This window comes from Allochromatium vinosum DSM 180 (assembly GCF_000025485.1).
GTDB lineage: Bacteria > Pseudomonadota > Gammaproteobacteria > Chromatiales > Chromatiaceae > Thermochromatium > Thermochromatium vinosum.
The window spans coordinates 2,910,001-2,933,975 of sequence record NC_013851.1 but is presented as its reverse complement, the minus strand read 5'-3'; the positions used below and the strand labels follow the sequence as shown (position 1 = coordinate 2,933,975).

At 63.2% G+C, this 23,975-nt stretch carries 28 protein-coding genes (1 of these 28 running past the window's edge); 19 read left to right on the top strand and 9 right to left on the bottom strand.

The features are described from left to right. Positions 1–124: 124 nt before the first annotated feature. From ilvB to ALVIN_RS12975, 4 genes are all read right to left on the bottom strand, one after another. A complete protein-coding gene (gene ilvB / locus ALVIN_RS12990; RefSeq protein ID WP_012971780.1) occupies positions 125–1,858 on the bottom strand; it encodes a biosynthetic-type acetolactate synthase large subunit in 1,734 nt (577 codons plus the stop codon). 70 nt (positions 1,859–1,928) lie between these two features. Continuing rightward, entirely contained in the window at positions 1,929–2,408 is a 480-nt protein-coding gene (gene dsrE2, locus ALVIN_RS12985) for a sulfur carrier protein DsrE2 (RefSeq protein ID WP_012971779.1), read from the bottom strand. A gap of 122 nt (positions 2,409–2,530) precedes the next feature. After that, complete coding sequence (locus ALVIN_RS12980) at positions 2,531–2,761, bottom strand: sulfurtransferase TusA family protein (protein WP_012971778.1); 231 nt, start codon at positions 2,759–2,761, stop codon at positions 2,531–2,533. A 117-nt stretch (positions 2,762–2,878) separates the two neighbouring features. Then, positions 2,879–3,202 carry a rhd_2599 family sulfurtransferase gene (locus ALVIN_RS12975; protein WP_012971777.1) on the bottom strand — a complete coding sequence of 108 codons (324 nt, stop codon included), beginning with the start codon at positions 3,200–3,202 and terminating at the stop codon, positions 2,879–2,881. A 105-nt stretch (positions 3,203–3,307) separates the two neighbouring features. On the opposite strand from ALVIN_RS12975, the gene cysG reads away from it, so the two are divergent. After that, positions 3,308–4,729: a siroheme synthase CysG gene (gene cysG / locus ALVIN_RS12970; RefSeq protein WP_012971776.1), complete on the top strand. Its 1,422-nt coding sequence runs from the start codon at positions 3,308–3,310 to the stop codon at positions 4,727–4,729. A gap of 183 nt (positions 4,730–4,912) precedes the next feature. On the opposite strand, the gene ALVIN_RS12965 is transcribed toward cysG, so the two are convergent. Continuing rightward, a complete protein-coding gene (locus tag ALVIN_RS12965; protein WP_223295218.1) occupies positions 4,913–6,214 on the bottom strand; it encodes an RNA-guided endonuclease InsQ/TnpB family protein in 1,302 nt (433 codons plus the stop codon). Between ALVIN_RS12965 and tnpA the strand changes: the two genes are divergently transcribed. Further along, positions 6,155–6,571 carry an IS200/IS605 family transposase gene (gene tnpA, locus ALVIN_RS12960; RefSeq protein ID WP_012971774.1) on the top strand — a complete coding sequence of 139 codons (417 nt, stop codon included), beginning with the start codon at positions 6,155–6,157 and terminating at the stop codon, positions 6,569–6,571. The genes ALVIN_RS12965 and tnpA overlap by 60 nt on opposite strands. 26 nt (positions 6,572–6,597) lie before the next feature. Here the strand turns inward: tnpA and cas1f are convergent, their stop codons facing one another. Together cas1f and ALVIN_RS12950 are read right to left on the bottom strand one after the other, a co-directional pair. After that, entirely contained in the window at positions 6,598–7,032 is a 435-nt protein-coding gene (gene cas1f, locus ALVIN_RS12955) for a type I-F CRISPR-associated endonuclease Cas1f (protein ID WP_012971773.1), read from the bottom strand. A gap of 253 nt (positions 7,033–7,285) precedes the next feature. Continuing rightward, entirely contained in the window at positions 7,286–9,019 is a 1,734-nt protein-coding gene (locus ALVIN_RS12950; protein WP_012971772.1) for an Eco57I restriction-modification methylase domain-containing protein, read from the bottom strand. A 139-nt stretch (positions 9,020–9,158) separates the two neighbouring features. Here ALVIN_RS12950 and ALVIN_RS12945 point away from each other — a divergent pair, with 139 nt between their 5' ends. The 11 genes from ALVIN_RS12945 (at position 9,159) to ALVIN_RS12895 (ending at position 18,731) form a co-directional block, all read left to right on the top strand. Continuing rightward, a complete protein-coding gene (locus tag ALVIN_RS12945) occupies positions 9,159–9,737 on the top strand; it encodes a TerD family protein (RefSeq protein ID WP_012971771.1) in 579 nt (192 codons plus the stop codon). 164 nt (positions 9,738–9,901) lie between these two features. Next, on the top strand, positions 9,902–10,588 hold the full coding sequence (locus ALVIN_RS12940) for a TIGR00266 family protein (RefSeq protein WP_012971770.1): 687 nt from the start codon (positions 9,902–9,904) through the stop codon (positions 10,586–10,588). A gap of 114 nt (positions 10,589–10,702) precedes the next feature. After that, positions 10,703–11,299, top strand: a complete 597-nt coding sequence (locus ALVIN_RS12935; RefSeq protein ID WP_012971769.1) for a TerD family protein — start codon at positions 10,703–10,705, stop codon at positions 11,297–11,299. A gap of 17 nt (positions 11,300–11,316) precedes the next feature. Beyond that, positions 11,317–12,357: an ATP-grasp domain-containing protein gene (locus ALVIN_RS12930; RefSeq protein ID WP_012971768.1), complete on the top strand. Its 1,041-nt coding sequence runs from the start codon at positions 11,317–11,319 to the stop codon at positions 12,355–12,357. Beyond that, the gene (locus tag ALVIN_RS12925) at positions 12,354–13,529 is read left to right on the top strand and encodes a phosphoribosyltransferase domain-containing protein (protein WP_012971767.1); all 1,176 of its coding nucleotides are present in this window, start codon (positions 12,354–12,356) and stop codon (positions 13,527–13,529) included. Before ALVIN_RS12930 ends, ALVIN_RS12925 begins: the two co-directional genes overlap by 4 nt. A gap of 99 nt (positions 13,530–13,628) precedes the next feature. Then, positions 13,629–14,207 carry a TerD family protein gene (locus ALVIN_RS12920; RefSeq protein ID WP_012971766.1) on the top strand — a complete coding sequence of 193 codons (579 nt, stop codon included), beginning with the start codon at positions 13,629–13,631 and terminating at the stop codon, positions 14,205–14,207. Next, the gene (locus ALVIN_RS12915) at positions 14,204–15,397 is read left to right on the top strand and encodes a TerD family protein (protein ID WP_012971765.1); all 1,194 of its coding nucleotides are present in this window, start codon (positions 14,204–14,206) and stop codon (positions 15,395–15,397) included. Before ALVIN_RS12920 ends, ALVIN_RS12915 begins: the two co-directional genes overlap by 4 nt. Positions 15,398–15,449: 52 nt before the next feature. Then, the gene (locus tag ALVIN_RS12910; protein ID WP_012971764.1) at positions 15,450–15,905 is read left to right on the top strand and encodes a tellurite resistance TerB family protein; all 456 of its coding nucleotides are present in this window, start codon (positions 15,450–15,452) and stop codon (positions 15,903–15,905) included. A gap of 2 nt (positions 15,906–15,907) precedes the next feature. After that, entirely contained in the window at positions 15,908–16,666 is a 759-nt protein-coding gene (locus ALVIN_RS12905; RefSeq protein WP_012971763.1) for an HAD family hydrolase, read from the top strand. 87 nt (positions 16,667–16,753) lie between these two features. Further along, on the top strand, positions 16,754–17,863 hold the full coding sequence (locus tag ALVIN_RS12900; RefSeq protein ID WP_012971762.1) for a cysteine protease StiP family protein: 1,110 nt from the start codon (positions 16,754–16,756) through the stop codon (positions 17,861–17,863). Further along, positions 17,856–18,731, top strand: a complete 876-nt coding sequence (locus ALVIN_RS12895; RefSeq protein WP_012971761.1) for an HpcH/HpaI aldolase/citrate lyase family protein — start codon at positions 17,856–17,858, stop codon at positions 18,729–18,731. The genes ALVIN_RS12900 and ALVIN_RS12895 overlap by 8 nt, the downstream gene beginning before the upstream one ends. On the opposite strand, the gene ALVIN_RS12890 is transcribed toward ALVIN_RS12895, so the two are convergent. After that, positions 18,728–19,429 (bottom strand): response regulator, encoded by a 702-nt coding sequence (locus ALVIN_RS12890; protein WP_012971760.1) that lies wholly within the window; start codon positions 19,427–19,429, stop codon positions 18,728–18,730. The genes ALVIN_RS12895 and ALVIN_RS12890 overlap by 4 nt on opposite strands. Positions 19,430–19,475: 46 nt before the next feature. Next, positions 19,476–20,951: an ATP-binding protein gene (locus tag ALVIN_RS12885; RefSeq protein ID WP_012971759.1), complete on the bottom strand. Its 1,476-nt coding sequence runs from the start codon at positions 20,949–20,951 to the stop codon at positions 19,476–19,478. Between the two features lie 63 nt (positions 20,952–21,014). On the opposite strand from ALVIN_RS12885, the gene ALVIN_RS12880 reads away from it, so the two are divergent. From ALVIN_RS12880 to ALVIN_RS12860, 6 genes are all read left to right on the top strand, one after another. Further along, the gene (locus ALVIN_RS12880; protein ID WP_223295217.1) at positions 21,015–21,647 is read left to right on the top strand and encodes a hypothetical protein; all 633 of its coding nucleotides are present in this window, start codon (positions 21,015–21,017) and stop codon (positions 21,645–21,647) included. Between the two features lie 187 nt (positions 21,648–21,834). Continuing rightward, positions 21,835–21,978: a light-harvesting antenna LH1, beta subunit gene (gene pufB / locus ALVIN_RS12875; protein ID WP_007042216.1), complete on the top strand. Its 144-nt coding sequence runs from the start codon at positions 21,835–21,837 to the stop codon at positions 21,976–21,978. A gap of 16 nt (positions 21,979–21,994) precedes the next feature. Further along, positions 21,995–22,201, top strand: coding sequence for a light-harvesting antenna LH1, alpha subunit (pufA, locus tag ALVIN_RS12870; protein WP_012971757.1), 207 nt, complete (start codon positions 21,995–21,997; stop codon positions 22,199–22,201). 105 nt (positions 22,202–22,306) lie between these two features. After that, on the top strand, positions 22,307–22,447 hold the full coding sequence (gene pufB, locus ALVIN_RS12865) for a light-harvesting antenna LH1, beta subunit (protein ID WP_012971756.1): 141 nt from the start codon (positions 22,307–22,309) through the stop codon (positions 22,445–22,447). A gap of 36 nt (positions 22,448–22,483) precedes the next feature. Continuing rightward, on the top strand, positions 22,484–22,642 hold the full coding sequence (pufA, locus tag ALVIN_RS17215) for a light-harvesting antenna LH1, alpha subunit (protein ID WP_012971755.1): 159 nt from the start codon (positions 22,484–22,486) through the stop codon (positions 22,640–22,642). Positions 22,643–22,944: 302 nt separating this feature from the next. Next, positions 22,945–23,975 carry the 5' portion of a BCD family MFS transporter gene (locus ALVIN_RS12860; RefSeq protein ID WP_012971754.1) on the top strand. 412 nt of this gene lie beyond the right edge of the window, so the window shows 1,031 of its 1,443 coding nt (coding positions 1–1,031); it begins with the start codon at positions 22,945–22,947; its stop codon lies off the right edge, out of view.

Genomic DNA, 23,975 nt, shown 5'->3' with positions numbered 1-23,975 from the left:
CGTTCCTCGCTGATGGCACGGGTTTCCATGCCTTTAAAGCTTAGCGGGTGGCCGGACGCGACGATGAGACGTCGTTGGGATTTTTGATGTCGGCCCCTCTCCCCTGGCGGGAGCGGGAGGGGCGTCAGGACTCGATCATCTGCTCCAGGCTGTGCCCAGGGCGGATCATCGGGATGACGTTCTCGGCCTTGTCGATCCAGACGTCGACCAGCACCGGCCCCGGCTCGGCGAGCACGGCGGCGATGTCTTCGCGCAAGGTCTCGGGATCGCGCAGACGCACCGTCTTGAGACGCGGATAGACGTGCTTGAGTCCGGTCAGGTTGGGGATCTGGCGCCGGCAGCCCTGATCGAGGTCGATGCAGTCCGGGTCGCAGTCGGCGGTGCGCGCCAGACAGGTCTCGTAATGATGGCCGTCGTCCATCATGTCTTCCCACTGGCGCACCATGCCGAGGAAGCTGTTGTTCAGAACGAAAATCTTGAGCGGAATCCGGTTGGCGACCACGGTGCCGAGTTCCTGGATGTTCATCTGGAAGCTGCCGTCGCCGTCGATCAGGACCACCGGATGCGTGGGGTCGCCATACCAGGCGCCGATCGCCGCAGGCAGCCCGAAACCCATGGTGCCCAGACCGCCTGAGCTGATCCACTGACGCGGGCGGCGGAAGCGGTAGTACTGGGCCGACCACATCTGATGCTGGCCGACGCCCGTGACCAGGGTCGCCTCGCCGCCGGTCAGATCGGAGATGACCTCGATCGCGGCCTGCGGCTTGATGTATTCGGACTGGCCGTAGGGCGGCATCATGCGCTGGCGCCATTCGCCGATGAGCGTCATCCATTCGGGATGGCGCGCCGAGCGTCCCGAGGCCAGGGCATGGGCGAGGAATTCGTCGAGCGTCGCGACCAGATTGAGATCGGTGGCGATGGTCTTGTCGATCTCGGACGGGTCGATGTCGACATGGGCGATGCGCTTGCCCTCGGCGAAGCCGCGCACCGCGACCCGATCGTCGAAGCGCCCGCCGAGCGAGAGGATCAGGTCGGCATCGCGCAGGGCATAGTTGGCCGGCACGGTGCCGTGCATCCCCGGCATCCCGAGGTTGTAGGCCAGCTCGAAGGGCAGGGCGCCGAGGGCGTTGAAGGTGGTCGTCACCGGCACGTCGAAGCGTTCGGCGAAGCGTTGCAGCGCCAGGGCGGCATTGGCGTGGATGACGCCGCCGCCGGCCTTGACCACCGGACGCTCGGCGCGGGCGAGCGCCTCCAGGATGGCATCGGCGCGCGCGGCATCGAAGTCGACGGACTCGCGATGACGCACGCGCGGCACATTGGCCGTCTCCAGCGCCGTCAGTTGTACATCCTTGCAGATGTCGACCACGACAGGACCGGGACGTCCGTGCATGGCCAAGGCATGGGCCTCGCGCAGCACCCATTCCAGATCGGCCACGTCCTTGACCAGATAGTTGTGCTTGGAGATGGGGCGGGTGAGACCGACCATGTCCACTTCCTGGAAGGCGTCGGTGCCGATCGCCCGGCTCGGTACCTGGCCGGTGATGAAGAGCGTGGGCAGCGAATCCTTGTAGGCGTCGGCGATCGGCGTGATCAGATTGGTCGCGCCCGGTCCAGAGGTCGCCAGTGCCACTCCGACCCGGCCGCTGGCGCGTGCATAGCCCTCGGCGGCATGTCCGGCGCCGCCCTCCTGCCGGCAGAGCACGAAGCGCGGCACGGGCGTGCCGGCGCGCAGACGCTTGTTGATCTCGACATGGATCGGGATGACCGCTCCGCCGGTGTGTCCGAAAATGGTCTCGACCCCGAGATCGTTGAGGACATCGAGCAGGATGGCGGCGCCGGTACGGTTGTCGTTGGGCATGTCGGGCAGGAGGGCTTCGATCAGTGGAACGGAGCGACCGAAGTCGCTCCGGACGTGCGGTTCAGAGACTTCAGATGTAGAGACAGATGTCGCTCTCGCCGGCGAACTCGAAGAAGGCCGCCGCGCCGGCGTACTCGACGCCGTCGATGAACTCGGCTTTCGGCATATCGAAGAGGTCGACGGTCATCTGACAGGCGATCATCTTGACTTCGGCTTCCTGACAGAGCTCGCGCAGTTCCTCGATGCTGGCCACGCCCTTGCTCTTCATCTTCTGCTTCATCATGGCGGTCATCATGCCCTGCATACCGGGCAGCGCCAGACCGAGCACCGGGAACCACTTGTCCATGCCCATCGGCATCGGCATGCCGGGGTTGCCCAGCGGCGTGACTTCCAGGTTCGGCTTCTTCTTCAGGAGTTGCAGCCCGTAGAAGGTGAAGAAGACCTGCACCTCATAGCCCAGGGCGGCGGCCGTCGAGGCGAGGATGAAGGGCGGGTAGGCCCAGTCGAGCGAACCCTTGGTGGCGATGATCGCCAGTTTCTTTTGTTCCATCGAGTCCTCCACGCGGCGCCTGTGTCAGGCTCGCGGATCATGTTGTTTTGGATAGCCGTCTGTCGTGCGGAGCGGGCGTTCGAACCTGATGTGGGGCTTCAGGTTCGCGCCGTGCGGATCGATCAGGACTTCTTGATCAGGAAGTGGAACTTGCCGCCTTCTTCCTTGGACTCCATCAGCTCGTTGCCGGTCTGCTTGGCGAAGGCGTCGAAGTCTTTGACCGAGCCGGGATCGGTGGCGATGACGTGCAGGACCTGACCGCTGGACATGGCGTTCAGGGTCTTCTTGGCGCGCAGGATCGGCAGCGGGCAGTTCAGGCCGCTTGCGTCGAGTTCTTGATCGAAATCAGCCATCGGAGCCTCCGTCAATTACTTATTTCAGTATTTCAGTAAAAACAAGAATTCGCGGTTATAGGCGAATCCACCGTAAAAAACAAGGGAGCCGCCGGATCGGTTGGGCGGGTACTTGGATCAGCCCTCGGGGGCGACGATCGGCAGGCCGTGACGCGCCCAGGCGATGATGCCGCCGCGCAGGTTGAGCACGCGGCCATAACCCTGCTGCATCAGATAGGCGCAAGCCTGGTAGGAGCGCGCGCCGCTGCGGCAGTAGATGACCACGTCGCGATCTTTGGGTATCTCGCTCATCCGGATCGGGATCAGGTGCATCGGCAGTTGCAGGGCGTCGGGGATCATGCCCTGGGCGATCTCTGCCGGGGTGCGGATGTCCACCAGCAACACATCTTCAGTATCCGCGAGCCGCTGGCTCAGGGACTCGGAATCGATCTCGTTGACCACACTATCGTCCTACCCTAAAACAAAGTATTTAAGTATATTAAGGATTTTCCAAGGCCAACTCAACGGAGCCGCGCGGCCCCTGACCACCTTCAGCCAGAGAGCATCATGGATCTACTGCCCATCTTTCTCGACATGCAAGGCCGTCCATGTTTGGTGGTCGGCGGCGGCGCCACGGCGGCGCGCAAGGTCTCCAATCTGCTGCGTGCGGGGGCGGCCGTGACTGTCGTGTCGCCTGAGCTGTGCGATGCGCTGGCATGCAAGGTCGAATCCGGAGCGTTACGGCATGAAGCGCGCTGCTTCGCGCCTGAGGATATCGCCGGTCAGCGGCTCGTCATCGCGGCGACCGACGACCACGCGATTAACCGCCAGATCGCTGAGTTGGCCAAGGCCGCTGATATTCCTGTAAACGTCGTTGATGACCCGGATGCTTGCACCTTTGTGCTGCCCTCGATCGTCGACCGTTCGCCGGTGACGATTGCGGTGTCGAGTGGCAAGACATCACCCGTGCTTGCGCGCATGCTGCGCACGCGGCTCGAAGCGCTGATCCCAGCGGGATACGGGCGTCTGGCAGAGCTGAGCGGGCGTTATCGTGAGCGTGTCAAAGCTCGGTTCAGCGAACAGCGTGATCGGCGTCGTTTTTGGGATCGGGTACTGCAAGGAGCGGTTGCCGAGCGGATTCTTGCTGGTCAGTTTGAAGAAGCAGAAGCCGTCATCGAGAGTGAATTGTCACCCGGAGCTTTAGATCGCGATATGGGCGAGGTCTACCTTGTCGGCGCCGGTCCCGGCGATCCGGATCTTATCAGCTTCCGCGCCCTGAGGTTGATGCAGCAAGCCGATGTCGTTGTCTATGATCGCCTGGTTGCGACGCCCATTCTCAATATGACCCGGCGTGATGCGCGTCGTATCTATGTCGGCAAAGAGCGCAATCATCACGCCATGCGCCAAGAAGAGATAAACCGCTTGCTTGCGGATCTGGCGAAAGATGGGCATCGCGTGCTGCGGCTGAAAGGCGGTGATCCTTTCATCTTCGGGCGCGGCGGCGAGGAAATCGATACGCTTGCTGCCGAGGGTGTGCCCTTTCAGGTTATTCCCGGTATAACAGCAGCATCCGGCTGCGCGGCGTATGCTGGTATTCCGTTGACGCATCGCGACTATGCGCAATCCGTAACCTTTGTTACTGGACACCTAAAAGATGGCACCATCGACCTGAACTGGTCGGCACTCGCCCAGCCGCACCAAACTGTCGTTTTCTACATGGGCCTGGTCGGTCTGCCGGTCATCGTCGAGCAGCTGATGGCGCATGGTGTCTCACCTGAGATGTCCATCGCCCTAGTTCAGCAGGGCACAACGCATTTGCAACGAGTTTACACGGGCGCCCTGGCTACTATTCGCGAGATTGTCGAAGTCGACCCACCGTCACCACCAACATTGCTGATCGTTGGTGAAGTAGTCAAGTTGCGCGAGAAACTGAATTGGTACAGTCCGCCAGATGAGCCATTACAAGGTGCAACAACTTCAATTGTATGATTTTTGAGCTGCCTACTCGGCAGTGAATCATGGGAACGCTGACGATTTGCAGCAATTGATTTTCTGAGCTGCCTACTCGGCAGTAAGCCCAGTGGTCACGGATCCAAGCGAGCCGCAGGCGCTGGATCGTTTTCGCAGCCTTGACATCCTCCCCCGCCTGAAGGCGGGGGATTCCTACGGCGCTCAAACGCGGCATTGAGCCGTGCCGGAGTCGCTTCGGTGGGTTCCTGCTGCTGGCGGCCTGACAGCACCGCTCACTTCACAGGCGAACCGGGCGTGTCCCGCCCTTAAAACGTTGATCGCGCCGACGAGATCGGCGTGTTCCTCGAAACCGCATTCCACACAGGCGAACCGCGCTTGCGTCCGGCGGTTGTCGGCCGACACATGGCCACAACACGGACAGGTGCGGCTGGTGTTGCGCGGCGGCACGGCGATGAGCCAGCCGCCCTTCCACGCCAGCTTGTAGTCCAACTGGCGGCGGAACTCGAACCAGCCTTGATCGAGGATGGATTTGTTCAGGCCAGACTTGGCCCGAACGTTCTTGCCCGGCTGCTCGGTGGTGCCGGCCGCCGACTTGGACATGTTCCGTACCGGCAAGTCCTCGATACACACCATCGCGTGGTTTTGGCTGATCGTGGTCGAGGTCTTGTGCAGGTAGTCGCGGCGGGCATTACCAATCCGGGAATGAATCTTCTGGACGCGGGCTTTGGCCTTCTTCCAATTGCGGCTGAACTTCACCTTGCGGCTCAGCGCCTGCTGCGCCTGGCGCAAGGCCGTTTCATGGCGCTTGAAGCTGTTGAGCGGTGCGTAATAGGTGCCGTCGGAGAGCGTGGCGAAGCGGACGATACCCAGGTCGAGACCGACGGCGCCGCCGTTCGGGATGGGCGGATCGACCGCGCGCTCCGTCTGAATCGACACGAACCACTGGCCACCCGACCGGCTCACGGTGACGTTCTTCACCGCACCGAGCACGTCCCGGCTGTGGCGGTAGCGCAGCCAGCCGAGCTTGGGCAGAAAGATCCGGCGGTTGGCCTGATCGAGTTTGATCTGCTTGGGGTCGGGGTAGCGGAAACTGTCGCCTTGCCCTTTCTTCTTGAAGCGAGGAAACGCCGCCCGCTGGGCGAAGAAGTTGGTATAGGCCCGCTCCAAGTCCTTGAGCGTCTGTTGCAGCGGGTGAACCGGCGCCTCGGCCAACCACGGCGTCTGTGCACCGTTTCGCCACGCGGTCAGCCGTTTGCACAGCTCGGCATACCCGAGCTTCTTGTCGCCGTGTTCGTGGCGCGCCTTCTGCAACGCCAGCGCTTGGTTGTAGACGAATCGGCACGATCCGGCGACGCGGCGCATCTGCCGTTCCTGTTGACCGGTCGGTCGAAGGGCGTACTTGAAGGCTTGGTGGCGCTGCATGCACGCAGTGTAGTTTGGTCTATGAGCAGCGACAACGATCTTCGACGCGGAAGGCAGTGTGTCTTCCTGATGCACGTTCACTTGGTCTTCGTGACCAAGTATCGGCGCGGCGTCTTTACCAAGGACATCCTTGAGGACCTGCGCCACATCTTCACCAAGGTCTGTATCGATTTTGAGGCGCAACTGATCGAGATGGACGGTGAGGACGATCATGTTCACCTGTTGGTGGAATATCCGCCGAAGGCGGCCGTCTCCAGCCTCGTGAACAGTCTCAAAGGCGTCTCCAGCCGACTCATTCGCGCCAAAAATTACCCGAGCCTGCGCCGGAAACTCTGGGGGCGCGCGTTGTGGTCGCCGTCCTACTTCGCTTCATCCTGTGGCGGCGCCCCCATTTCCATCGTGCGCCAGTACATCGAGCAACAGCGCACTCCGCACTGAACCCCAGGACGGCTACGCCGTCCGCGCTATCCTTCCCCGCCCTGAAGGGCGGGGCTTGTCGCGCTCTGGGTCAAACGATGTCCGTCGTCGAACCAGAATCGCACCCAGGACTGAAGATACTCGGTGGGACGATATTCACTTTGCGGGGAAAACCAGAGGATGTCGGTATCACGCTCGGTCGCTGCGAACAGCGGTGTGCCGCCACCGCCGCAGAATCCGACCAGCACCCCGGCCTTGGCCAGCTCGCGCATCGCCGCCTGGGTGATCGAGGTGCCCGTTCCCAGCAGCAGGGAGGTGGTGTTGGCGATGGGAATGTTCCAATACAGCGACTGCTTGCCCGCATCCGTCACGTACTCGACACGTCCGCCGTTGACCAGGACGCGGCAATGCTCGAGGTAGTACAGATTGGCTCGCTTGGAATGCAGAATCGTCTTGAGATCCGAGGGCGTGAAACTGTCCACTGATGATTCTCCTTTGGCATGAACGTCATCATGGTCCCGTCGTGTCTGCTTGATCCCGACCCCTACCGGCTACGGCGCTGCAATCGGTACGGCGTTCAATGCGAACGTCCTCCGTGAACAGCACTCCAGCCCAAGAGATCAAGCGCTGTGGCACATCGGCTGACGCGGCGGCTCAAGGCCATGGAACGGATGTCGTGCTGCTCGAAATCGGAAGCCGCCATGAAATCCACAGCTGAGTGTGATCGCCCGCGTCTCAGTGCCAACGCGCCATCGCGCGGATGTATTCCGCCTCACGCCCATCGAGACCATAGAGCCGAAACACCGCCTCATCGATGGCATCCCGATCGCCGTCGAGCGCCACGGCGGCCAACTCCGTGCGCTGCGTCTCCGATACCTCTGCCCAGCGTGGAATCCGCAGGCGTCTGAGTGATGACGCCTGGAGCCGCGTGGAGCCGCCGGCCGAGCGTGTGCCATAGGTCGCGATCATCGCCACGGCCACCGACGAGCACAGCACCGCTTGGAGCGCACGCGGCTCCCACTCGGACGTGGTGACGTAGCACAGGCTGTGATGCGGATAGAAATGCCCCTCATCGAACACGACCTTCGTTTCGCCCTTGACATCGGCCATGAGCAGCTTCGGCTGACCGACCAGGCTCGGGTCGATACGGTCGATGGTGCGATACCAGGCCGTCGGATTACGCCGGGCGACATGCCGCCCCGCGATCGCTGCCCGATGCCGTTCGAGATAGTCCGCCAGTCGCGGATGTTCGTCGAGATCGACCAGTCGGCCATCGGGCTGGAACGGATTGATCACCCCCTGGCCATGCCACTGGATTTCGCCATCGACCAGATCCCGAGCCATGATCAGCGGCAGCTTGCAGGCGGACTCGACCGGCAGACTCGGATAGTCGTCGATGAAGACACGGTCACAACCAGTCGCCACGCCATGGCCAATCTGGCAGCCGGCCTCGTTCAGGGTTGGGTAGGCGTGTTCGAACCGATGGATCAGATCCAGATGCTCCCCGCCGTCGAGCAGCCAGGGCGCATCGCGTCTTGCGCCGCCGAGCCGAACCTCAGCGAGCAGTGCCTCGTCCAGTGATTCGGCACCTAGGGCTGTCACCAGATACGGCAGTTGCTCGGGCAGGCTCAGGACGCCCGGTTTGACGAGGCGGGTGCAGCCAGACACGGCATCATGGAATTCGACTGGCGGACGCTCGATGAACATGAGCGCGGATTCGGCGATGCCGTTCGACGTGAAGGCCTCCAGTCCTTCAAGGTCGATGAAGTGCGTCAGCGCAAACTCCAGCGCGATCTTGGTGCGCAATGGGCCACCGGATTTGTTCTTCAGCCAGCGGCTGGAGCCGACGAAGCCGAGCCGTCCAGCAGGCGCCAGCCGATCCAGGGCGCGCTCGAAGAAAGCGATCGAAACATCAGCACGATCATAGAGGGTATGGAAACGCCGCCGGTACTCGCGTCGCAGGACACTGGGCAGGCGTTCCAGGCGTGTCTGGGGTGGATGGCCGACCACGCAATCGAACTCGCCATTCAGATGGCAGAGCAGGAAATCGTCGCGGACCAGCCAGATCGTGCGTAGTCGGTGTGCATCGCGCTCGGAGAGTCCCGCTGCGATCAAGCGCGCCTCGACGGCGCGCGCGGCGGCGTCATGACCGGCAACATGCAGCTCGACGGCGCGAATGGCGTCGCGCAGCGCGTGCACAGCCTCGCTCGCCTGCCCGCCGGCGAGGCTGTAGGAGGCGAGCAGACGCTCGATCGCGGCCAGCAGCACCTCGCCCCGGCCGAAGGCCGGTTCGAGCAGCCGCCGACGATAGAGGGGCCGATCGGGCGTATGGCCGGCCAGATCCAGGAGGGCGTTCACGACGGCGGGCGGCGTGGAGGCGGCGCCGCGCTGTCGCGCCAGCCGTGCCAGCGCACCCTTGATGGCGGAACAACGGGCAGTGGGGCCAAGGATGTCGAGAAGCGGACTCATCGAAAAATAAGACGATCGATAACTTTGGCAAGATGAAGAATCGGTAAGCTTATACCGCGCGCTGATCGACTCGACTACACTAGACCGGATCAATTTATAACGACCCAGTTTCCATAACGACCCACAAGAGGAGTCTCCAATGGCCATCAGCTTGCAAAAAGGCGGTAACGTCAGCCTGACCAAGACCGATCCGGGTCTGACCAATGTCCAGGTCGGACTGGGCTGGGACGCGCGTTCCACCGACGGCGCCGCCTTCGATCTGGACGCCAGCGTGTTCCTGGTCGGTGACGACGGCAAGGTGCTCTCGGACGGTCACTTCGTCTTCTACAACCAGAAGACCTCGCCCGATGGGGCCGTGATTCATGCCGGCGACAACACCACGGGCGCGGGCGAGGGCGACGACGAAGTCGTGACCATCAATCTGCCGGGCGTCGAGGCCGGGGTGAAGCGTGTCGTCTTCGCCGTCACCATCCACGAGGCCGAGAGCCGCAAGCAGAATTTCGGCATGGTGCGCAATGCCTTCATGCGTGTGCTCAACAAGGACAGCAACACCGAGCTGGCCCGCTTCGACCTCTCCGAGGACTACTCGATCGAGACGGCCATGATTTTTGGCGAGATCTATCGCAACGGTGAGGAGTGGAAGTTCAAGGCCGTCGGCCAGGGCTTCGCCGGTGGTCTGGCCGCGCTGGCCAAGGATCACGGCGTCAACATCGGCTGATTGCGCGCGACCGCTTTCGATCCGCTGGCTTCCGGCCTCTGACGATCGTGCGGGGGCCGTGAGCATGGGAGCCGCATTCAGCGTCATCGCGGCGGTTCCCGCCTCACGCGTCCTCGGATCCTGGAGGCCGGTCGCCCACATTCCTCTGCCGCGAGGTCACTGCCATGCCTGTCTTCACGGTCACTGGAGAGATCGATCCGTTTCTGCATGTGAGTCTGCGCAAGGGCGAACGGATCTTTTGTGAGTCCGGCGCCATGGTCATGATGGAAGAGCCGCTGCAAGTGAAGGGGCAGATGCGCGGCGGATTCGGACGTGCGCTGCTGCGGCGTCTGGCCAATGACGAATCCTTCTTCCAGCAAGAGATCGAGGCCGTCGGCGGCGATGGCGACTGTCTGCTCTCGCCGAACCTGCCAGGGGCGATCGAACTGCTCGACGTCACCCCCAATTCGCCTTACACGCTCTCCGACAGCAGCTTTCTGGCGGCTGAATCGGGCGTCGAAATCAATCCACGGCTCAACACGGTCGGCGGCGGACTGTTCGGCGGTACGGGCGGCTTCGTCATCATGGAGGCCGTCGGGCACGGCAAGCTGGCCGTGTCGGGTTTCGGCTCGATCTTCAGTCTGGAGGTCACACCGGGACGCGACATCGTCATCGACAACAATCATGCCGTGGCCTGGTCGTCGAATCTGCTCTACGAGGTCGGGATGCCGCGCACCGGCGGCGGTTTCTTCGGCTCGATCGTCAACTCGGTGACATCGGGCGAAGGTCTGGTGATCCGCTTTCGCGGTCAGGGCAAGGTCGTCATCTGCTCGCGCAACAAGGCCATCTTCCAGCCCCAGCAAGGGCAATGACCGCGCGGCCGTGACGCCATCCGGCGCCGCGCCCGGATCAGCCGTTCCCCCAAGCACCACACATCATGTAATCCATGCCGCGCCAGACGCGGTTCATCACGAGGAGTCGCAACCATGGGCATCAGTCTTCAGAAAGGCCAAAAGATCTCGCTCGAAAAAGAAGCCGGCGGCGGTCTGACCCGCGTCATCATGGGGCTGGGCTGGGATGCCGCCCAATCCGGCAAGGGCGGCTTGCTGGGCGGGCTGTTCGGGGGCGGTGGCGGTGAAAGCATCGATCTCGACGCCTCCTGTCTGCTGTTCGACGAGGCGGGCGAACTGGTCGACGTGGTCTGGTTCCGCCAGCTCACCAGCCGCGACGGCAGCATCCATCACACCGGCGACAATCGCACCGGCGAGGGCGCAGGTGACGACGAGCAGATTCAGGTCAGCCTCGCGACCGTGCCGGCCAACGTCAAGAGTCTGGTGTTCACCGTCAACAACTACACCGGCCAGGACTTCTCGAAGGTGGCCAACGCCTACTGCCGCATCCTCAACGGCGCCGACAACAGCGAGATCGCCCGCTACGATCTGAGCTGCCAGGGTAGCCACTCGGCCATGATCATGGCCAAGGTCTACCGTCATAACAACGAGTGGAAGATGCACGCCATCGGCGAGGTCGGGCAGGGGCGCACCTTCGATCAGCTCATGCCGCAGATCAAGCCGCATCTCTGAGGTCGTCGCCGGACCCCATGACCCGCGTCTGGTTCAACCGTACCTTCTCGAACGTCCGCGCCGTCCTCGACCTCATCCGTCGGGGCGACGCGGCGGGTGAGTTCCGGCTGGTCTGCACCCATCCCGAGCCGAGCTTTCCAGGCTTCGTGCCGGCGCACGAGCAGGCCCTGGAGCCGGCCGGGCTGAGCGGTGCGGATTATGTCGATTTCTGTCTGGATTTCTGCCGCGAGCGGCATGTCGATGCGCTCTGGCCGGGCAAGGAAGCGCGGTTGCTGACCGAGCAGCGCCCGCGCTTTTCCGCCATCGGTGTGCGGCTGCTGTCGGTGGCCGCGCCCGAGTCGCTGGAGCGTCTGCACGACAAAGCGCGTTTTGCGCTCGAAGCGAGCCAGTTCCATCTCCCCACGCCCGAGACCATTCCCTTTCGCACGGTGGCCGAGTTCGAGTCGGCCTACGAGCGGCTGCGCTTCACCCATGACGTGCTGTGCATCAAGCCGGCCAAGGGGGTGAACGGTGCCGGTTTTCGTGTCATCCAGGAGGGACACGCTGGCCTGGAGGGGCTGTTGCGTGACGGCGTCTACAGTATCCAGCTCGGCTGTCTGCGCCAGCTGCTCGCGCGCCATCCGCCCGCTGAGACCTGGCTGCTGATGGAATATCTCGCGGGCGATGAATACAGCCTGGATGCCGTCGGCGATGGCCGGCGCCTGATCGCCCTGACCCAGCGCCGCAAGGCATCGGGCGGCGCCTATGGTCAGCGGATCGTTGCACGCTCCGATCTGACCCAGGCGGTATCCGAACTGACCGAGCGCTTCGGCCTGACCGGACTCTTCAATGCCCAGTTTCGCGAGGGCCGCCATGGCCCGCGTCTGCTGGAGGTCAACCCGCGTTTTGCCGGCGGTATCGGCTACACGGGCGCGGCCGGGCTCAATCTGCCCTATCTGGCGCTCCGTGGTCTGATTCAGGGGTTCACCGAGCAGGACTACCAGGAGGCTCCAAGGCTGGCGGCGGACATGACAGTCCTGGAGGTTGCACAGTACGAACGTCATGAGGTCGCCGCGTGACCAAGGATGTGTTGGACGTGACCGAGCGTTCGGTCAGGCTGGATACGGGCACATTGCGCGTGCGGGTGCGTGAATCGGCCTTTGCGCTCGACGAGCTGTGCGGATTTGCCGCGCGCCACAATCGCAAGCGCGGTTTTCTGTTCCTGAGCAAGGTGCTCGGCAAGCACTGGCCGGTCACACCGACACGGATGCGTGAGATCCACGCCCATCTGGCCGGCCAGCTCGACCTGGGCGCCGGCCCCTGCCTGTTCGTCGCCATGGCCGAGACCGCGACCGGACTGGGACAGGGGGTGTTCGAGTCGCGGCTCGAACAGCGGCCCGAGACCGAAGCGCTGTTCATCCACTCGACCCGCTATCGTGTCGACGGACGCGCGGCGCTCGACTTCCAGGAGGCTCACTGTCACGCGCCCGACCAGTTGCTCTACGCGCCGATCCAGCCCGAGCAGCGCCGTCGCTTCGAGTCGGCGCGCGAGCTGGTACTGATCGACGACGAGATCAGCACCGGCAACACGCTCTGCAATCTGGTCGAATCCTATCGACGCCTCAACCCCGGCATCGAGCGCGTCCACTTCGTCGCCATCACCCAGTTCGGCGGTGCCGACAGCGCGGTACGTTTCTCCGAGCGTCTGGGGTTGCCGGTCGAATGCGTGGCCGCGCTGCATGGCGAGTTCGCCTTCGAGCCGGCCGCCTCCTGGTTCACCGATGAGCCGCCACCGGCCGTCGGCGACAACCGGCTCATGCCCCATGATCTCGCCGAGGACTTGGGCCGGTTCGGTATCGACCGACCGATCACCGTGCCGAGCATGGACCTTGAGGAATTGGCCGAGGGTCTGGAGTCCGGCGATCCGGTACTGGTGCTGGGCACCGGCGAGTTCATGCATCTCGCCTTCCGGGTTGGGCTGGGGCTGGAAGCGCTGGGGCTCAGGGTCGCCGTCCAGGCCACCAGCCGCTCGCCGATCCTGGTCGGCGCCGATGTTGGGCGAAGGCTCGTCTTCGCGGATAATTACGGCGAGGGCATCCTCAACTATCTCTACAATGTCGATCCCGACGACTATGTGCGCATCATCGTCTGCCACGAGACGCCGCGCGCCGGACTCGACGATTTGCTGCAAAACCTTGGACCCCGTCATCGGCCCTATCAGCCGCGCGCGACAGCACGGAAAGGTTCTTGAAACGATCGAACCTCGTTTAAACTCGCCAAGCATTGCGCTTGCTGGCGTGGTTGTGTCGTTCCAGCCAGCGATTACTGTCTACCCTGAATGGAGGTAAGCATGGCCATCAGCTTGAACAAAGGCGGCAACGTCAACCTGAGCAAGGAAGCGCCCAATCTGGAGAACGTGCTCGTGGGTCTGGGTTGGGACGCACGCGCGACCGACGGACAGGACTTCGACCTGGATGCCAGCCTGTTCATGGTCAAGGACGACGGCAAGGTGCCGAGCGACGCTTATTTCATCTTCTACAACCAGCCGAAGTCGCCCGAGGGGGCCATCGAGCACACAGGCGACAATCGCACCGGCGCGGGCGAGGGCGATGATGAGTCGGTCCATGTCACGCTGTCCAAGGTGCCTGCCGAGGTGCAGCGTCTGGTGATCGTGGTCACGATCCATGATGCCGACGCGCGGCGTCAGAACTTCGGACAGGTCAGCAACGCCTTCGTGCGCATCGTCAATCGCGACAACAACCAAGAGGTCGTGCGCTTCGATCTGTCCGAGGACTATTCGACCGAGACGGCCATGATCTTCGGCGAGATCTACCGCCATAGCGGCGACTGGAAGTTCCGCGCCGTGGGGCAGGGCTATTCCGGCGGCTTGCGCGCTCTGGCGTTACAGCACGGGGTCAACGTCGGATGAATCTCTCGCGCGGACAGCGCGCCAAGATCGCGGATCTGGTGCCGAATGGTCAGCGTTTCACATTGGGCGTGTCGGTCGATGCGCCTGGTTTGATCATCGACTTCGCCTGCTTCGGACTCGATGCCCGGGGGCAGCTCGCCGATGAGCGCTACATGACCTTCTTCAACCAGCCGACCTCGCCCTGTGGCGGGGTGGCGCTGTCGGTGCCCTCGGGTGACAAGGCCGGCTTCGCGATCGATCTCGGTCGACTGCCGGCAGGCATCGAGCGTCTGACCCTCACGGCCGCGATCGATGGCGCGGGCACCATGTCGCGGATCGGTCGCGGACATGTGCGCTTGATGGACGGTGCAAGCGAAGTCGGACGGTTCGAGTTCAGCGGCGCGGATTTCGCCGAGGAACGTGCGCTCATGCTGCTGGAGATCTACCGCAAGGACGGTATCTGGCGTACCTGCGCCCTCGGTCAGGGTTTCAACGGCGGTCTGGCGGCCCTGGTCGCGCACTTCGGCGGCACCGTGGCGCCCGAGACTCCGGCGCCGCCGCCGCCCGAACCGCCCAAGCCTCAGCCGTCACCGGTCAATCTGAGCAAGATCACGCTGGACAAGCGCGGCAACTCGGTGTCGCTGCAGAAGCAGGCCAACGCCAGCCACGGGGAGATTCTCATCAACCTCAAATGGCGTTCGCTGTCCGGGGCCAAGAAGGGGTTTTTGAGCGGACTCATGGGGTCCAATCGAACCGATCTCGACGTCGGCTGTCTCTACGAGCTGATCAATGGCGACAAGAGTGCGGTTCAGGCGCTGGGCAACACCTTCGGCAACTACTATGGCCCGCCCTATATCGCGCTGGACGCCGACGATCGCACGGGGTCCAGCTCCAGTGGCGAAAATCTGCGTATCAACGGTCAGCATTGGGACGAGATCAAGCGCGTCCTGGTCTATGCCTTCATCTATGAGGGGGCGCCCAACTGGGCCGAGGCCGAGGCGCTCATCACGCTCAAGACGCCTGGCCAGCCCGAGATCGAGGTGCGGCTCGACTCGCACCGCAACGACCGTCCCATGTGCGCCATCGCGCTCCTGGAGAACCAGGGCGGCGCAGTCAAGATCACCAAACTGGTTGATTATCATCGCGGCCATCTGGATATGGATCAGGCCCATCACTGGGGTCTGGAGTGGGTCCGGGGCAGCAAGGATTGACCGGTCTAGACTTTCCGTTCATGCATCAAATCAACATCACAGGTGACACACCATGGCCTTCCAAGACTTTTTGAACAACCTCAAACAGAAAGCCTCCGACCTCAAGAACGAAGTGATGAAGTTCAAGAACAAGGACTTCCTGAATGCCGCCGTCGGCAGCTCGGTGCTCATCTCCATGGCCGATGGCCACGTCTCCTCCGACGAGAAGCAGAAGATGATGCGCTTCATCGAGAACTACGAGGCGCTGTCGGTGTTCTCCAGCAAGGAGATCATCGAGTCCTTCCAGAACACCATGACCCAGATCGAGTTCGACAAGGATCTCGGTGAGGCCAAGGCCTATGAGGCCATCCGCAAGATGAAGGGCAACGACGAGGCCGCGCGTCTCATCGTGCGTCTGGCCATCGCCATCGCGGGTGCCGACGGCAACTTCGACGAGAGCGAGAAGCGCGTCGCCCGCAAGCTGGCCATGGAGCTGGGTCTGAACCCGGCCGACTTCGAGCTGGCCTGAGCGTGCGCCGGCTGGTCTTCCTGGATCTGGACGACACCCTGTTCCAGAGTCACCGCAAGTGCCCGAGCGATGGGGAGCTGCGTCCGACCGCCTATCTGGCAGACGGTCGCGCCCATTCGTTCATGACGGCACGCCAGTGCTCGCTGTGGCAACTGCTGGACGACCAGTCGACGCTCATCCCCACCACGGCGCGGGATCACGACGCCCTGCGCCGGGTGGATCTGCCGTTCCAGAGCTGGCGCATCATCGACTATGGCGGGGTCATCCTGAACCCGGATGGCGAACCCGACAGCGACTGGATGGCGCGCATGGAGGCGCAGTCGCATGACTCGCTCGACGAACTCAACGCCCTGCTGGATCGGATGCTGAGCTTCGCCGCCCATGAGCGTCTGGCGATCCATGCGCGGTTCATCACCGATTTCGGCGTGCACTTCTATCTGGTCGCCAAGTATCGCGACGAGCGCGCGTCGGATCTCGACCGGCTGCAAGACGCGCTGGTCGTCCCCTGGGCGGCCGAGCGTTCCCAGACCTATCGATTGCATCGCAACGGTAACAATCTGGCGATCCTCCCGCGCTGGCTCGGCAAGGAATGGGCGGTGCGGCACCTGATCGCGCACCTGGGACGCGACTGGGGCGAGCTGCTCACCATCGGCATCGGCGACAGCCTGATCGATGGCGCCTTTATGGCCGAATGCGACTATGCCATCACGCCGCGCGGCTCGCAGTTGTTCGAGGCGACCCTGTCGCGTGTCCTGATCTGAGTCCAGCGCTCGGACAGACACCACGCCACCGCCGGACGGACCGGCGGCTCATGCTCGACCAGTGCTCACACCACAGACTTTCACATCATGAACGACAGACCTGGCCCTGCGCCCTTCTCGGGAAGCTATCGTCCGGGTGACGTGCAGTTCCTGCTCAAGCCGATCGAGATCGACCCCATCGACGTGGCCGAGAAGGAGCGCCTCATCCAGAGCGGACGGCGTCACTACAGCGAAATGCTCAGTCGCGAGTCGCTGCCCTCGGCGCGTTATCTGGAGGTGTTCGAACGCGCGCTGGCCATGGGACTGAAGCCGATGGCCCAGGGCGTGCTCGATCTGGCGGCGATCATCGCGGCACGTCGTCCGGACGAGATCACCCTGGTCTCGCTGGCGCGGGCCGGAACGCCGGTCGGTGTGGCGCTCAAGCATGTGCTGCGCGAGGTCTTCGGACGCGCGCCAGAACACTATTCGATCTCGATCATCCGTGACCGGGGGATCGACAGGAATGCGTTGCGCTTCATCCTCGACCGGGCCGGGCGCGATCCGGCAGGACTGGTGTTCGTCGACGGCTGGACCGGCAAGGGCGTGATTGCGCGTGAACTGCGCCGCGCGCTCGCCGGCTTCGAGCACGACCATGGCGTGCGCCTGGACGCCGACCTCCATGCACTCACCGATCTGGCGGGCGTCGGCATCGCCCCATCGGACACCGACTATTTGATCCCATCGAGCATTCTGAACGCGACCATGTCGGGACTCGTCAGCCGTTCCATCCTTAACGAACACATCGGCCCGGACGACTTCCACGGCTGCGTCTACTATCACGAATTCACGCCCGCCGATCGCTCGGTGTGGTTCATCGAGGAACTGCTCGCGGCGGCACGCGCCCGGCTCGCCGAGGGCTATGCGCCGAATGCGCGACCCGTCGATCCGAGCCTGGCGCGCGCCCGCTCGACGGCGCTGCTCGCCGACATCCGCGCGACATTCGGAATCCAGAACGAGAATTTCATCAAGCCGGGCATCGGCGAGGCGACGCGCGTGCTGTTGCGCCGCGTGCCCGAGCGCGTCATCATCCGCGACCCGGAGGCTCCGGAGGTCGCGCATCTCCTGGAGCTGGCGCATGAGAAGAATGTACGCCGGCAGGTCGACCCGACACTGCCTTATCAGGCTGTTTCGCTCATCAAGGGGGTGATCGATGCTTGACGCCTATCGTCTCGGCGGATCGCTCTATGTGCCCGTGACGCATCGGGACGTGTTGCGTATCGCCAATGGACTCAAGTGGCCCGAACTGCGCTCGGTCATCTTCTGTACCGAGGATGCCGTCGCACCGAGTGCGCTCCAATCCGGGCTGGCCAATCTGCGCGACTGTCTGGACGCGATGGAGCCGCGTCCGTCGCTGCTCCGGTTCGTGCGGGTGCGCAATCCCGAGATCCTTGACTGGCTGCTGGCCCTGCCGGGGATCGAGAAACTCGACGGCTTCGTGCTGCCCAAGTTCGACCTGAGCAACGCCGATCGCTATCTGGAGCCGCTCGTCGGTGACTCCGGACATCTGTGCATGCCGACGCTGGAGACGCGCGATGTCTTCGAGCCGGTGCGGATGGCGGCATTGCGCGATCATCTGCTCGAGCGCGGCTATCACGAGCGTATCCTGGCGCTGCGCATCGGCGGCAACGATCTGCTGTCCCTGCTCGGCATCCGCCGTCCGCGCGACCGCACCATCTACCGCACGCCCCTGGGGCAGACCATCGCCCAGCTCGTGACCTGCTTCAAACCCTACGGCTTCCAGCTCACCGCGCCGGTCTTCGAGCACATCGATCATCCCGAAGTGCTGCACGAGGAACTCAGCGACGACATCGCCCACGGTCTCTGCGGCAAGACGGCCATCCACCCGAGTCAGCTACCGCTGATCGAGGCGAGTTTCCGGGTGGCGCCGACCGATCTGGAGGCCGCGCGACGTATCCTGGAAGAGTCCGAGCAGGCGGTCTTCAAGTTCGGCGGCTCCATGTGCGAACTGGCCACGCACAGCACCTGGGCGCGCCACATCCTCGATCGCACGGCACTCGACTCCTAATCGCTGTCGGCCGGTGTCTCGTAGCGATAGCCGACGCCATAGACCGAATGGATCAACTCCTGGTCGGGCACGAGTTCGGCGAGCTTGCGTCTGAGCTTCTTGACGTGGCTGTCGATGGTGCGATCCGAGACGACCCGATGGTCGCGATAGATGCGGTCCATCAGCCGGTCGCGCGAGAAGATGCGCCCCGGCGCGCCGTGCAGGGTTTCGAGCAGGGCAAACTCGACGGCCGTGAGTTCGATCTCGTCGTCGCCCGCGCGCACGCGCAGTTCGTCGCGATGCAGATGCAGCGGGCCGGGATCGGCTGCCGGAGGCTCGGGTGCCAGCGTGCGCCGGAGCACCGCCTTGACCCGCGCCACCAGCTCGCGCGGACTGTAGGGCTTGCACACATAGTCGTCGGCGCCGAGTTCGAGTCCGAGTAGCCGGTCGATCTCCTCGACTCGCGCCGTGGTCATGATGATCGGCACCTGACTCTCGGTGCGGATCTCGCGGCAGATGTCCAGTCCGTCCTTGCCCGGCAGCATCAGGTCCAGCAGGATCAGATCCGGGCGTTCGCGCCGTACCCAGGCGGCGACACCGGTTCCCTCGGCCAGATGCTGGACGCGGTGTCCGGCCGCTCGCAGATAGTCCGCCACCAGCCGGGCGAGTCGTTCTTCGTCCTCGACGATCAGGATGTGCGCTGTCTCTGTCGTGCTCATGCAATGATTTCCTCGCAGGGTCAGACCCTATCAAAACCGCTCGGTGTCAGGCGGACTTGCCCGAGACCGGCAAGGTCACGCGAATCCACAGGCCGCCCTGAGGTGCGGCCTCTGCCGCGATGGTGCCGCCATGCGCTTCGACCACGTTGCGGGCGATGGCCAGCCCCAGCCCGGCTCCACCCGTATTCCGACTGCGCGATCCCTCGACCCGATAGAGCCGCTCGAAGAGCCGCGACACGTCTTCAGCCGGAACACCGGGCGCGCTGTCCTGAAAATCGATGACGAGCCGTCCGGTCTCACGCCACAACCGGATGTACAGCCCGCCGCCTGGGTCCGTGTATTTACGGCTGTTGCCCAGCAGATTGCGAAACAGCTGCGAGAGCCGCTGTGCATCGGCCTGGATCAGTATGGGTTCGCGCAGCGCGTCGTCGAACTCCAGCGTCAGCCCCGCCTCCTGGAACGTCCGCTCGAAGGCGTCGATGTCGGCACCGAGGATCTCGGCGACATCGCAGGCGGCGAAGCGATAGCCGAGCGCGCCCATGTCGGTCGTGGTCAGCTCGTAGAGGTCGTCGATCAGGCGGCCGAGACGCAATATATCGCCATGCAAGGCATCGAGCGCATCACGATCGAAGGGGCGCACCCCATCCTGAAGGGCTTCCAGTTCGGCGCGCAGCAGGGCAATGGGCGTGCGCAGCTCGTGCGAGATGTCGGCCGCCCAGCGTCGGCGCGCCTGTTCATTGCGCTCCAGTGCGGCGGCCAGTGCATTGATGTCCTGCCCCAGACGCGCCAGCTCGTCACCGCCATGCGCGGGCACGCGCGCGCTGAAATCGCCGGCCGCCAGCCGCCGTGCCACGTCCTGGAAATCGCGCACCGGACGCACGAGCCGACTGGAGAGTGGATAGGCGAGGGCGGCGGCGAGCAGCAGCATCGCCAGGGCGATGATCCAGAGCCGGTCGCCCAGGGTGGCGCGAAAACGCAGCTCGGCCGATTCAGGTACGGGCGAGCCGGGAAGCAGGGCCAGTTCACCGATCCGCCGGCCGTCCACCTCCACCGGATAGCGACGGGTGTTGGCGAGCAGTTCGGTGCGGCCATAGAGGATGTCACCCTGAGCATCGAGCAGCATGAGCCTCAGTTCAAGCGGGGCCGGGCGCTCGTGCTGACGCAACCGATCCAGCCAGCCCTGGGGCGGCCAGGCGCGTGGATCTGCTCCGACCTCGCGCATCCAGTGCGGCCCACGCTCCTGGCGTTCGGGGCGCGGCTCACGCCAGGGGTCGCGCCGCCCGTTCAACGCATAGAACCACAGACGCCGATCTTCGATCAGCGATCGCCAGGAACCCTCGCGCTGATGGATATCGCTCAGTCGCTCGATGACGCGCGCGATACGCTCCTGTTCACGCGCGTCGGCGAATTCGACCAGTCCTCGCTGAAACGACCATTGCACGAAGGCATGCGATCCCGCCAGCACCACCACACAGGCAAGCAGGAGTGTCAGGAAGACTTTGGAATGGATCGACAGACGCATGGGGCGATGTTGGCGTTTCAGCTTGCAAGAAAGATGGATGCCGTTCAGGCGCCGTCGGCATGAATGCCAGGACGGCACCGCGCGCGATACCGTGACAAGCCCGGCAGCGAGCAATACAATCCCCTGAATCTTGTGAGCAAACCCCTCTTGCGTCACCAGCGCCACGATGCTCACCGCCCAAGGTTTTCCCCGCGCGTCGTCTCCAGGCATGACACGCATGCCGTCGTCTCGGCGATGCATAAAAGCCCCTTCGTTGATCCGAATCTTAGAGAGGAATTGCACGTGAAGTTTGCGGCTAAAAGAACCTGGCCAGACAAAGCCACCACCTGGGAGCATCAAGGCGAAGCGGACGACGTCGAGTCTTTTGCGTCGGAATTCGCAACACTCGAACAGCTGGCGGTCGGTGCCGAATTCGTCGTCATGTGCAAGGATGAGGATGAGCAGGGGGTTCGATTCTTCCGCGTCGCCGCCACGGCGCCCTGTCGCCTGGAACCCGCCGAAGCGCGCACCGCGTCCACGGCGGATGCCGGCTCGGAGCCGGCGGCCGGCGAGGACGAGTCCGAACCCGTGGGGCTGCCGAATCTCAGCCCTGTCATCTCGATGATCTTCTACATGGGCAAAGTGGCCTTCATCGCCACCGCCGGCATCGCCCTGATGGCCCTCATCATCACCTACCTCCGAAAGTTCCTCGAATGATCGATGCGCTGTAAAACAGACTTGACATCTGTCGGTGTCAAGCTAAGATGACACCCAGGATCTCGATGGGTCCTAAAGATTTCGAGTCCGAGAAGTTGGACATGGTGTGCATCCGGCGGTCAGCAGTTCGGTGATACGGCTCGGATGCGAATGGCGACATCACATATCCAGAGTATGGAGGCCAACAATGGCTGATATGAAGAGTCTGTCGGGTCTGACCGAGCAGCAGGCGAAAGAATTCCACGAGCAGTTCAAGGTGACCTACACCGCGTTTGTGGGTCTGGCCGCTCTGGCACATCTGTTCGTCATCGCGGCGAATCCTTGGTGGTAATTGAGAGGTATTGAAAATGGCTATCGAATTCATGGGTTACAAGCCTCTCGAAAACGACTACAAATTCTGGCTGGTCGTCAATCCGGCTACCTGGCTGATCCCGACGCTGATCGCCGTGGCGCTGACCGCCATCCTGATCCACGTCGTGGCCTTCGATCTGGAAGGTCAGGGCTGGCATGCTCCGGCTGCGGAAGCTGTTGAAGCAGCTCCGGCGGCTCAGTAAGCAGCGAATTCATCTCGTCGCGACGCTGAATCGAGGGTCGCGGTGGAATCGTCGTCCTCTGAGTGATTCAGAGGCACTCAATTCATCCCTTTGGGAGATCAAACGATGGCCGAGCAATCCCTGTCGGGTCTGACCGAGCAGCAGGCGAAGGAATTCCACGAGCAGTTCAAAGTGACCTACACCGCGTTCGTCGGTCTGGCCGCTCTGGCTCACCTGTTCGTGATCGCCGCCAATCCTTGGTGGTAAACCGGTTTTAATTCTCTCTCCATAGAGGAACATACAATGAGCGACGTCGCAAAGCCGAAGAACCCCGAAGACGATTGGAAGATCTGGCTGGTCGTCAATCCGGCTACCTGGCTGATGCCCATCTTCTACGCTCTGCTGGTTCTGGCCATCGCTGTCCACGCGGTCGTCTTCTCGGTCGGCCTCGGCTGGCAGTGATCCCGCGCCAATCGATGCCAGTCGCCTAGCAGTGATTCCGGCATCGATTCGAGACGTACAGTGCCGTACGTCGCATGGCGGATGGAATCCCCGATTTTCGGGTGTATTCCATCCGCCGTGTGGTTTTTAAGAACGACTCCTGTCCTCCCTCCGTTCCTGACGCCCATCCGCCTCTCCCCTGAAACTTCCAATCACTTCAGTGGAAGCGTACCATCGCCGCTTTGCAACGACGGCATTCACCCTGCGTCGAGCGTGCACTCCTGTAGCGCGCTGTTTCATTCAAGCTCGGAGATGATATTGGCATGAGTCAACCCATCGATCCACGGTTACTCGCCTGGCGTGAACTCGTACGCCGACTGCTGCCCTTCGCGGACGTAGCGACCCCGGATTTGCCGATGCCGCGCCTGCTGCGTCTGTCGCTGTTCCAGGTCTCGGTCGCCATTGCCATGGTGCTGCTCACCGGCACACTCAACCGCGTCATGGTCGTCGAACTCGGGGTTCCGACCTGGCTGGTGGCGACCATGCTGGCCCTGCCGCTGATCTTTGCGCCCTTCCGCGCCCTGATCGGGCACCGCTCGGACTATCATCACTCGGCGTTCGGTCTGCGCCGCGTTCCCTATATCTGGTTCGGCAGCATGTTGCAGTTCGGCGGTTTCGCGATCATGCCGTTCGCTCTGCTGTTGCTGGCCGATGCTTCGAACAGCCTCAACATCCTGGGCAAGCTGGGCGCGGGTCTGGCTTTCCTGATGGTCGGCGCGGGCCTGCACACCACCCAGACTGCCGGTCTGGCACTGGCCATGGATCTCGCACCGCCGGACAAGCGTCCGCGCGTCGTGGCACTGCTCTATGTCACGCTGCTGCTCGGCATGGTGCTCAGCGCACTGCTCTTCGGTCGCCTGTTGACCGACTTCTCGCAGCAGCTCCTGATTCAGCTCATCCAGGGCGCGGCCGTGGCCACAATCGTGCTGAACCTCGTTGCTCTCTGGAAGCAGGAAGCGGTCGATGCGGTGCGTGCCGCCAATCCGGCCAAGCGTCCGCCGTTTCTCGAGACCTGGCGTGAATTCGCCGCCGGCGGTCAGGCCAGTCGGCTGCTGATCGTGGTCGGTCTGGGCACGGCCGGTTTCACCATGCAGGACATTCTGCTCGAACCCTATGGCGGTCAGGTTTTGGGAATGACCGTGTCGCAGACGACCGCGCTGACGGCGCTCTGGGCGACCGGAACCCTGGTGGCCTTCCTGCTGTCGGGCTACTGGCTGGGGCATGGCGGCAATGCCTATCGACTCACGACGATCGGCGTACTCTGTGGATTACTGGCCTTCTCCGCCGTTATCCA

Excerpts from the sequence above, each read along its gene's own strand:
- ALVIN_RS12940 (WP_012971770.1), top strand. The coding sequence starts at position 9,902 with ATGCCTGTCTTCACGGTCACTGGAGAGATCGATCCGTTTCTGCATGTG.
- ALVIN_RS12945 (WP_012971771.1), top strand. The coding sequence starts at position 9,159 with ATGGCCATCAGCTTGCAAAAAGGCGGTAACGTCAGCCTGACCAAGACC.
- ALVIN_RS12880 (WP_223295217.1), top strand. The coding sequence starts at position 21,015 with ATGCCAGGACGGCACCGCGCGCGATACCGTGACAAGCCCGGCAGCGAG.
- ALVIN_RS12890 (WP_012971760.1), bottom strand. The coding sequence starts at position 19,429 with ATGAGCACGACAGAGACAGCGCACATCCTGATCGTCGAGGACGAAGAA.
- ALVIN_RS12885 (WP_012971759.1), bottom strand. The coding sequence starts at position 20,951 with ATGCGTCTGTCGATCCATTCCAAAGTCTTCCTGACACTCCTGCTTGCC.
- ALVIN_RS12935 (WP_012971769.1), top strand. The coding sequence starts at position 10,703 with ATGGGCATCAGTCTTCAGAAAGGCCAAAAGATCTCGCTCGAAAAAGAA.
- ALVIN_RS12915 (WP_012971765.1), top strand. The coding sequence starts at position 14,204 with ATGAATCTCTCGCGCGGACAGCGCGCCAAGATCGCGGATCTGGTGCCG.
- pufB (WP_012971756.1), top strand. The coding sequence starts at position 22,307 with ATGGCCGAGCAATCCCTGTCGGGTCTGACCGAGCAGCAGGCGAAGGAA.
- tnpA (WP_012971774.1), top strand. The coding sequence starts at position 6,155 with ATGAGCAGCGACAACGATCTTCGACGCGGAAGGCAGTGTGTCTTCCTG.
- ALVIN_RS12900 (WP_012971762.1), top strand. The coding sequence starts at position 16,754 with ATGAACGACAGACCTGGCCCTGCGCCCTTCTCGGGAAGCTATCGTCCG.
- ALVIN_RS12950 (WP_012971772.1), bottom strand. The coding sequence starts at position 9,019 with ATGAGTCCGCTTCTCGACATCCTTGGCCCCACTGCCCGTTGTTCCGCC.
- ilvB (WP_012971780.1), bottom strand. The coding sequence starts at position 1,858 with ATGCCCAACGACAACCGTACCGGCGCCGCCATCCTGCTCGATGTCCTC.
- ALVIN_RS12930 (WP_012971768.1), top strand. The coding sequence starts at position 11,317 with ATGACCCGCGTCTGGTTCAACCGTACCTTCTCGAACGTCCGCGCCGTC.
- pufA (WP_012971755.1), top strand. The coding sequence starts at position 22,484 with ATGAGCGACGTCGCAAAGCCGAAGAACCCCGAAGACGATTGGAAGATC.
- ALVIN_RS12980 (WP_012971778.1), bottom strand. The coding sequence starts at position 2,761 with ATGGCTGATTTCGATCAAGAACTCGACGCAAGCGGCCTGAACTGCCCG.
- dsrE2 (WP_012971779.1), bottom strand. The coding sequence starts at position 2,408 with ATGGAACAAAAGAAACTGGCGATCATCGCCACCAAGGGTTCGCTCGAC.
- pufA (WP_012971757.1), top strand. The coding sequence starts at position 21,995 with ATGGCTATCGAATTCATGGGTTACAAGCCTCTCGAAAACGACTACAAA.
- ALVIN_RS12895 (WP_012971761.1), top strand. The coding sequence starts at position 17,856 with ATGCTTGACGCCTATCGTCTCGGCGGATCGCTCTATGTGCCCGTGACG.
- cysG (WP_012971776.1), top strand. The coding sequence starts at position 3,308 with ATGGATCTACTGCCCATCTTTCTCGACATGCAAGGCCGTCCATGTTTG.
- pufB (WP_007042216.1), top strand. The coding sequence starts at position 21,835 with ATGGCTGATATGAAGAGTCTGTCGGGTCTGACCGAGCAGCAGGCGAAA.
- ALVIN_RS12910 (WP_012971764.1), top strand. The coding sequence starts at position 15,450 with ATGGCCTTCCAAGACTTTTTGAACAACCTCAAACAGAAAGCCTCCGAC.
- ALVIN_RS12920 (WP_012971766.1), top strand. The coding sequence starts at position 13,629 with ATGGCCATCAGCTTGAACAAAGGCGGCAACGTCAACCTGAGCAAGGAA.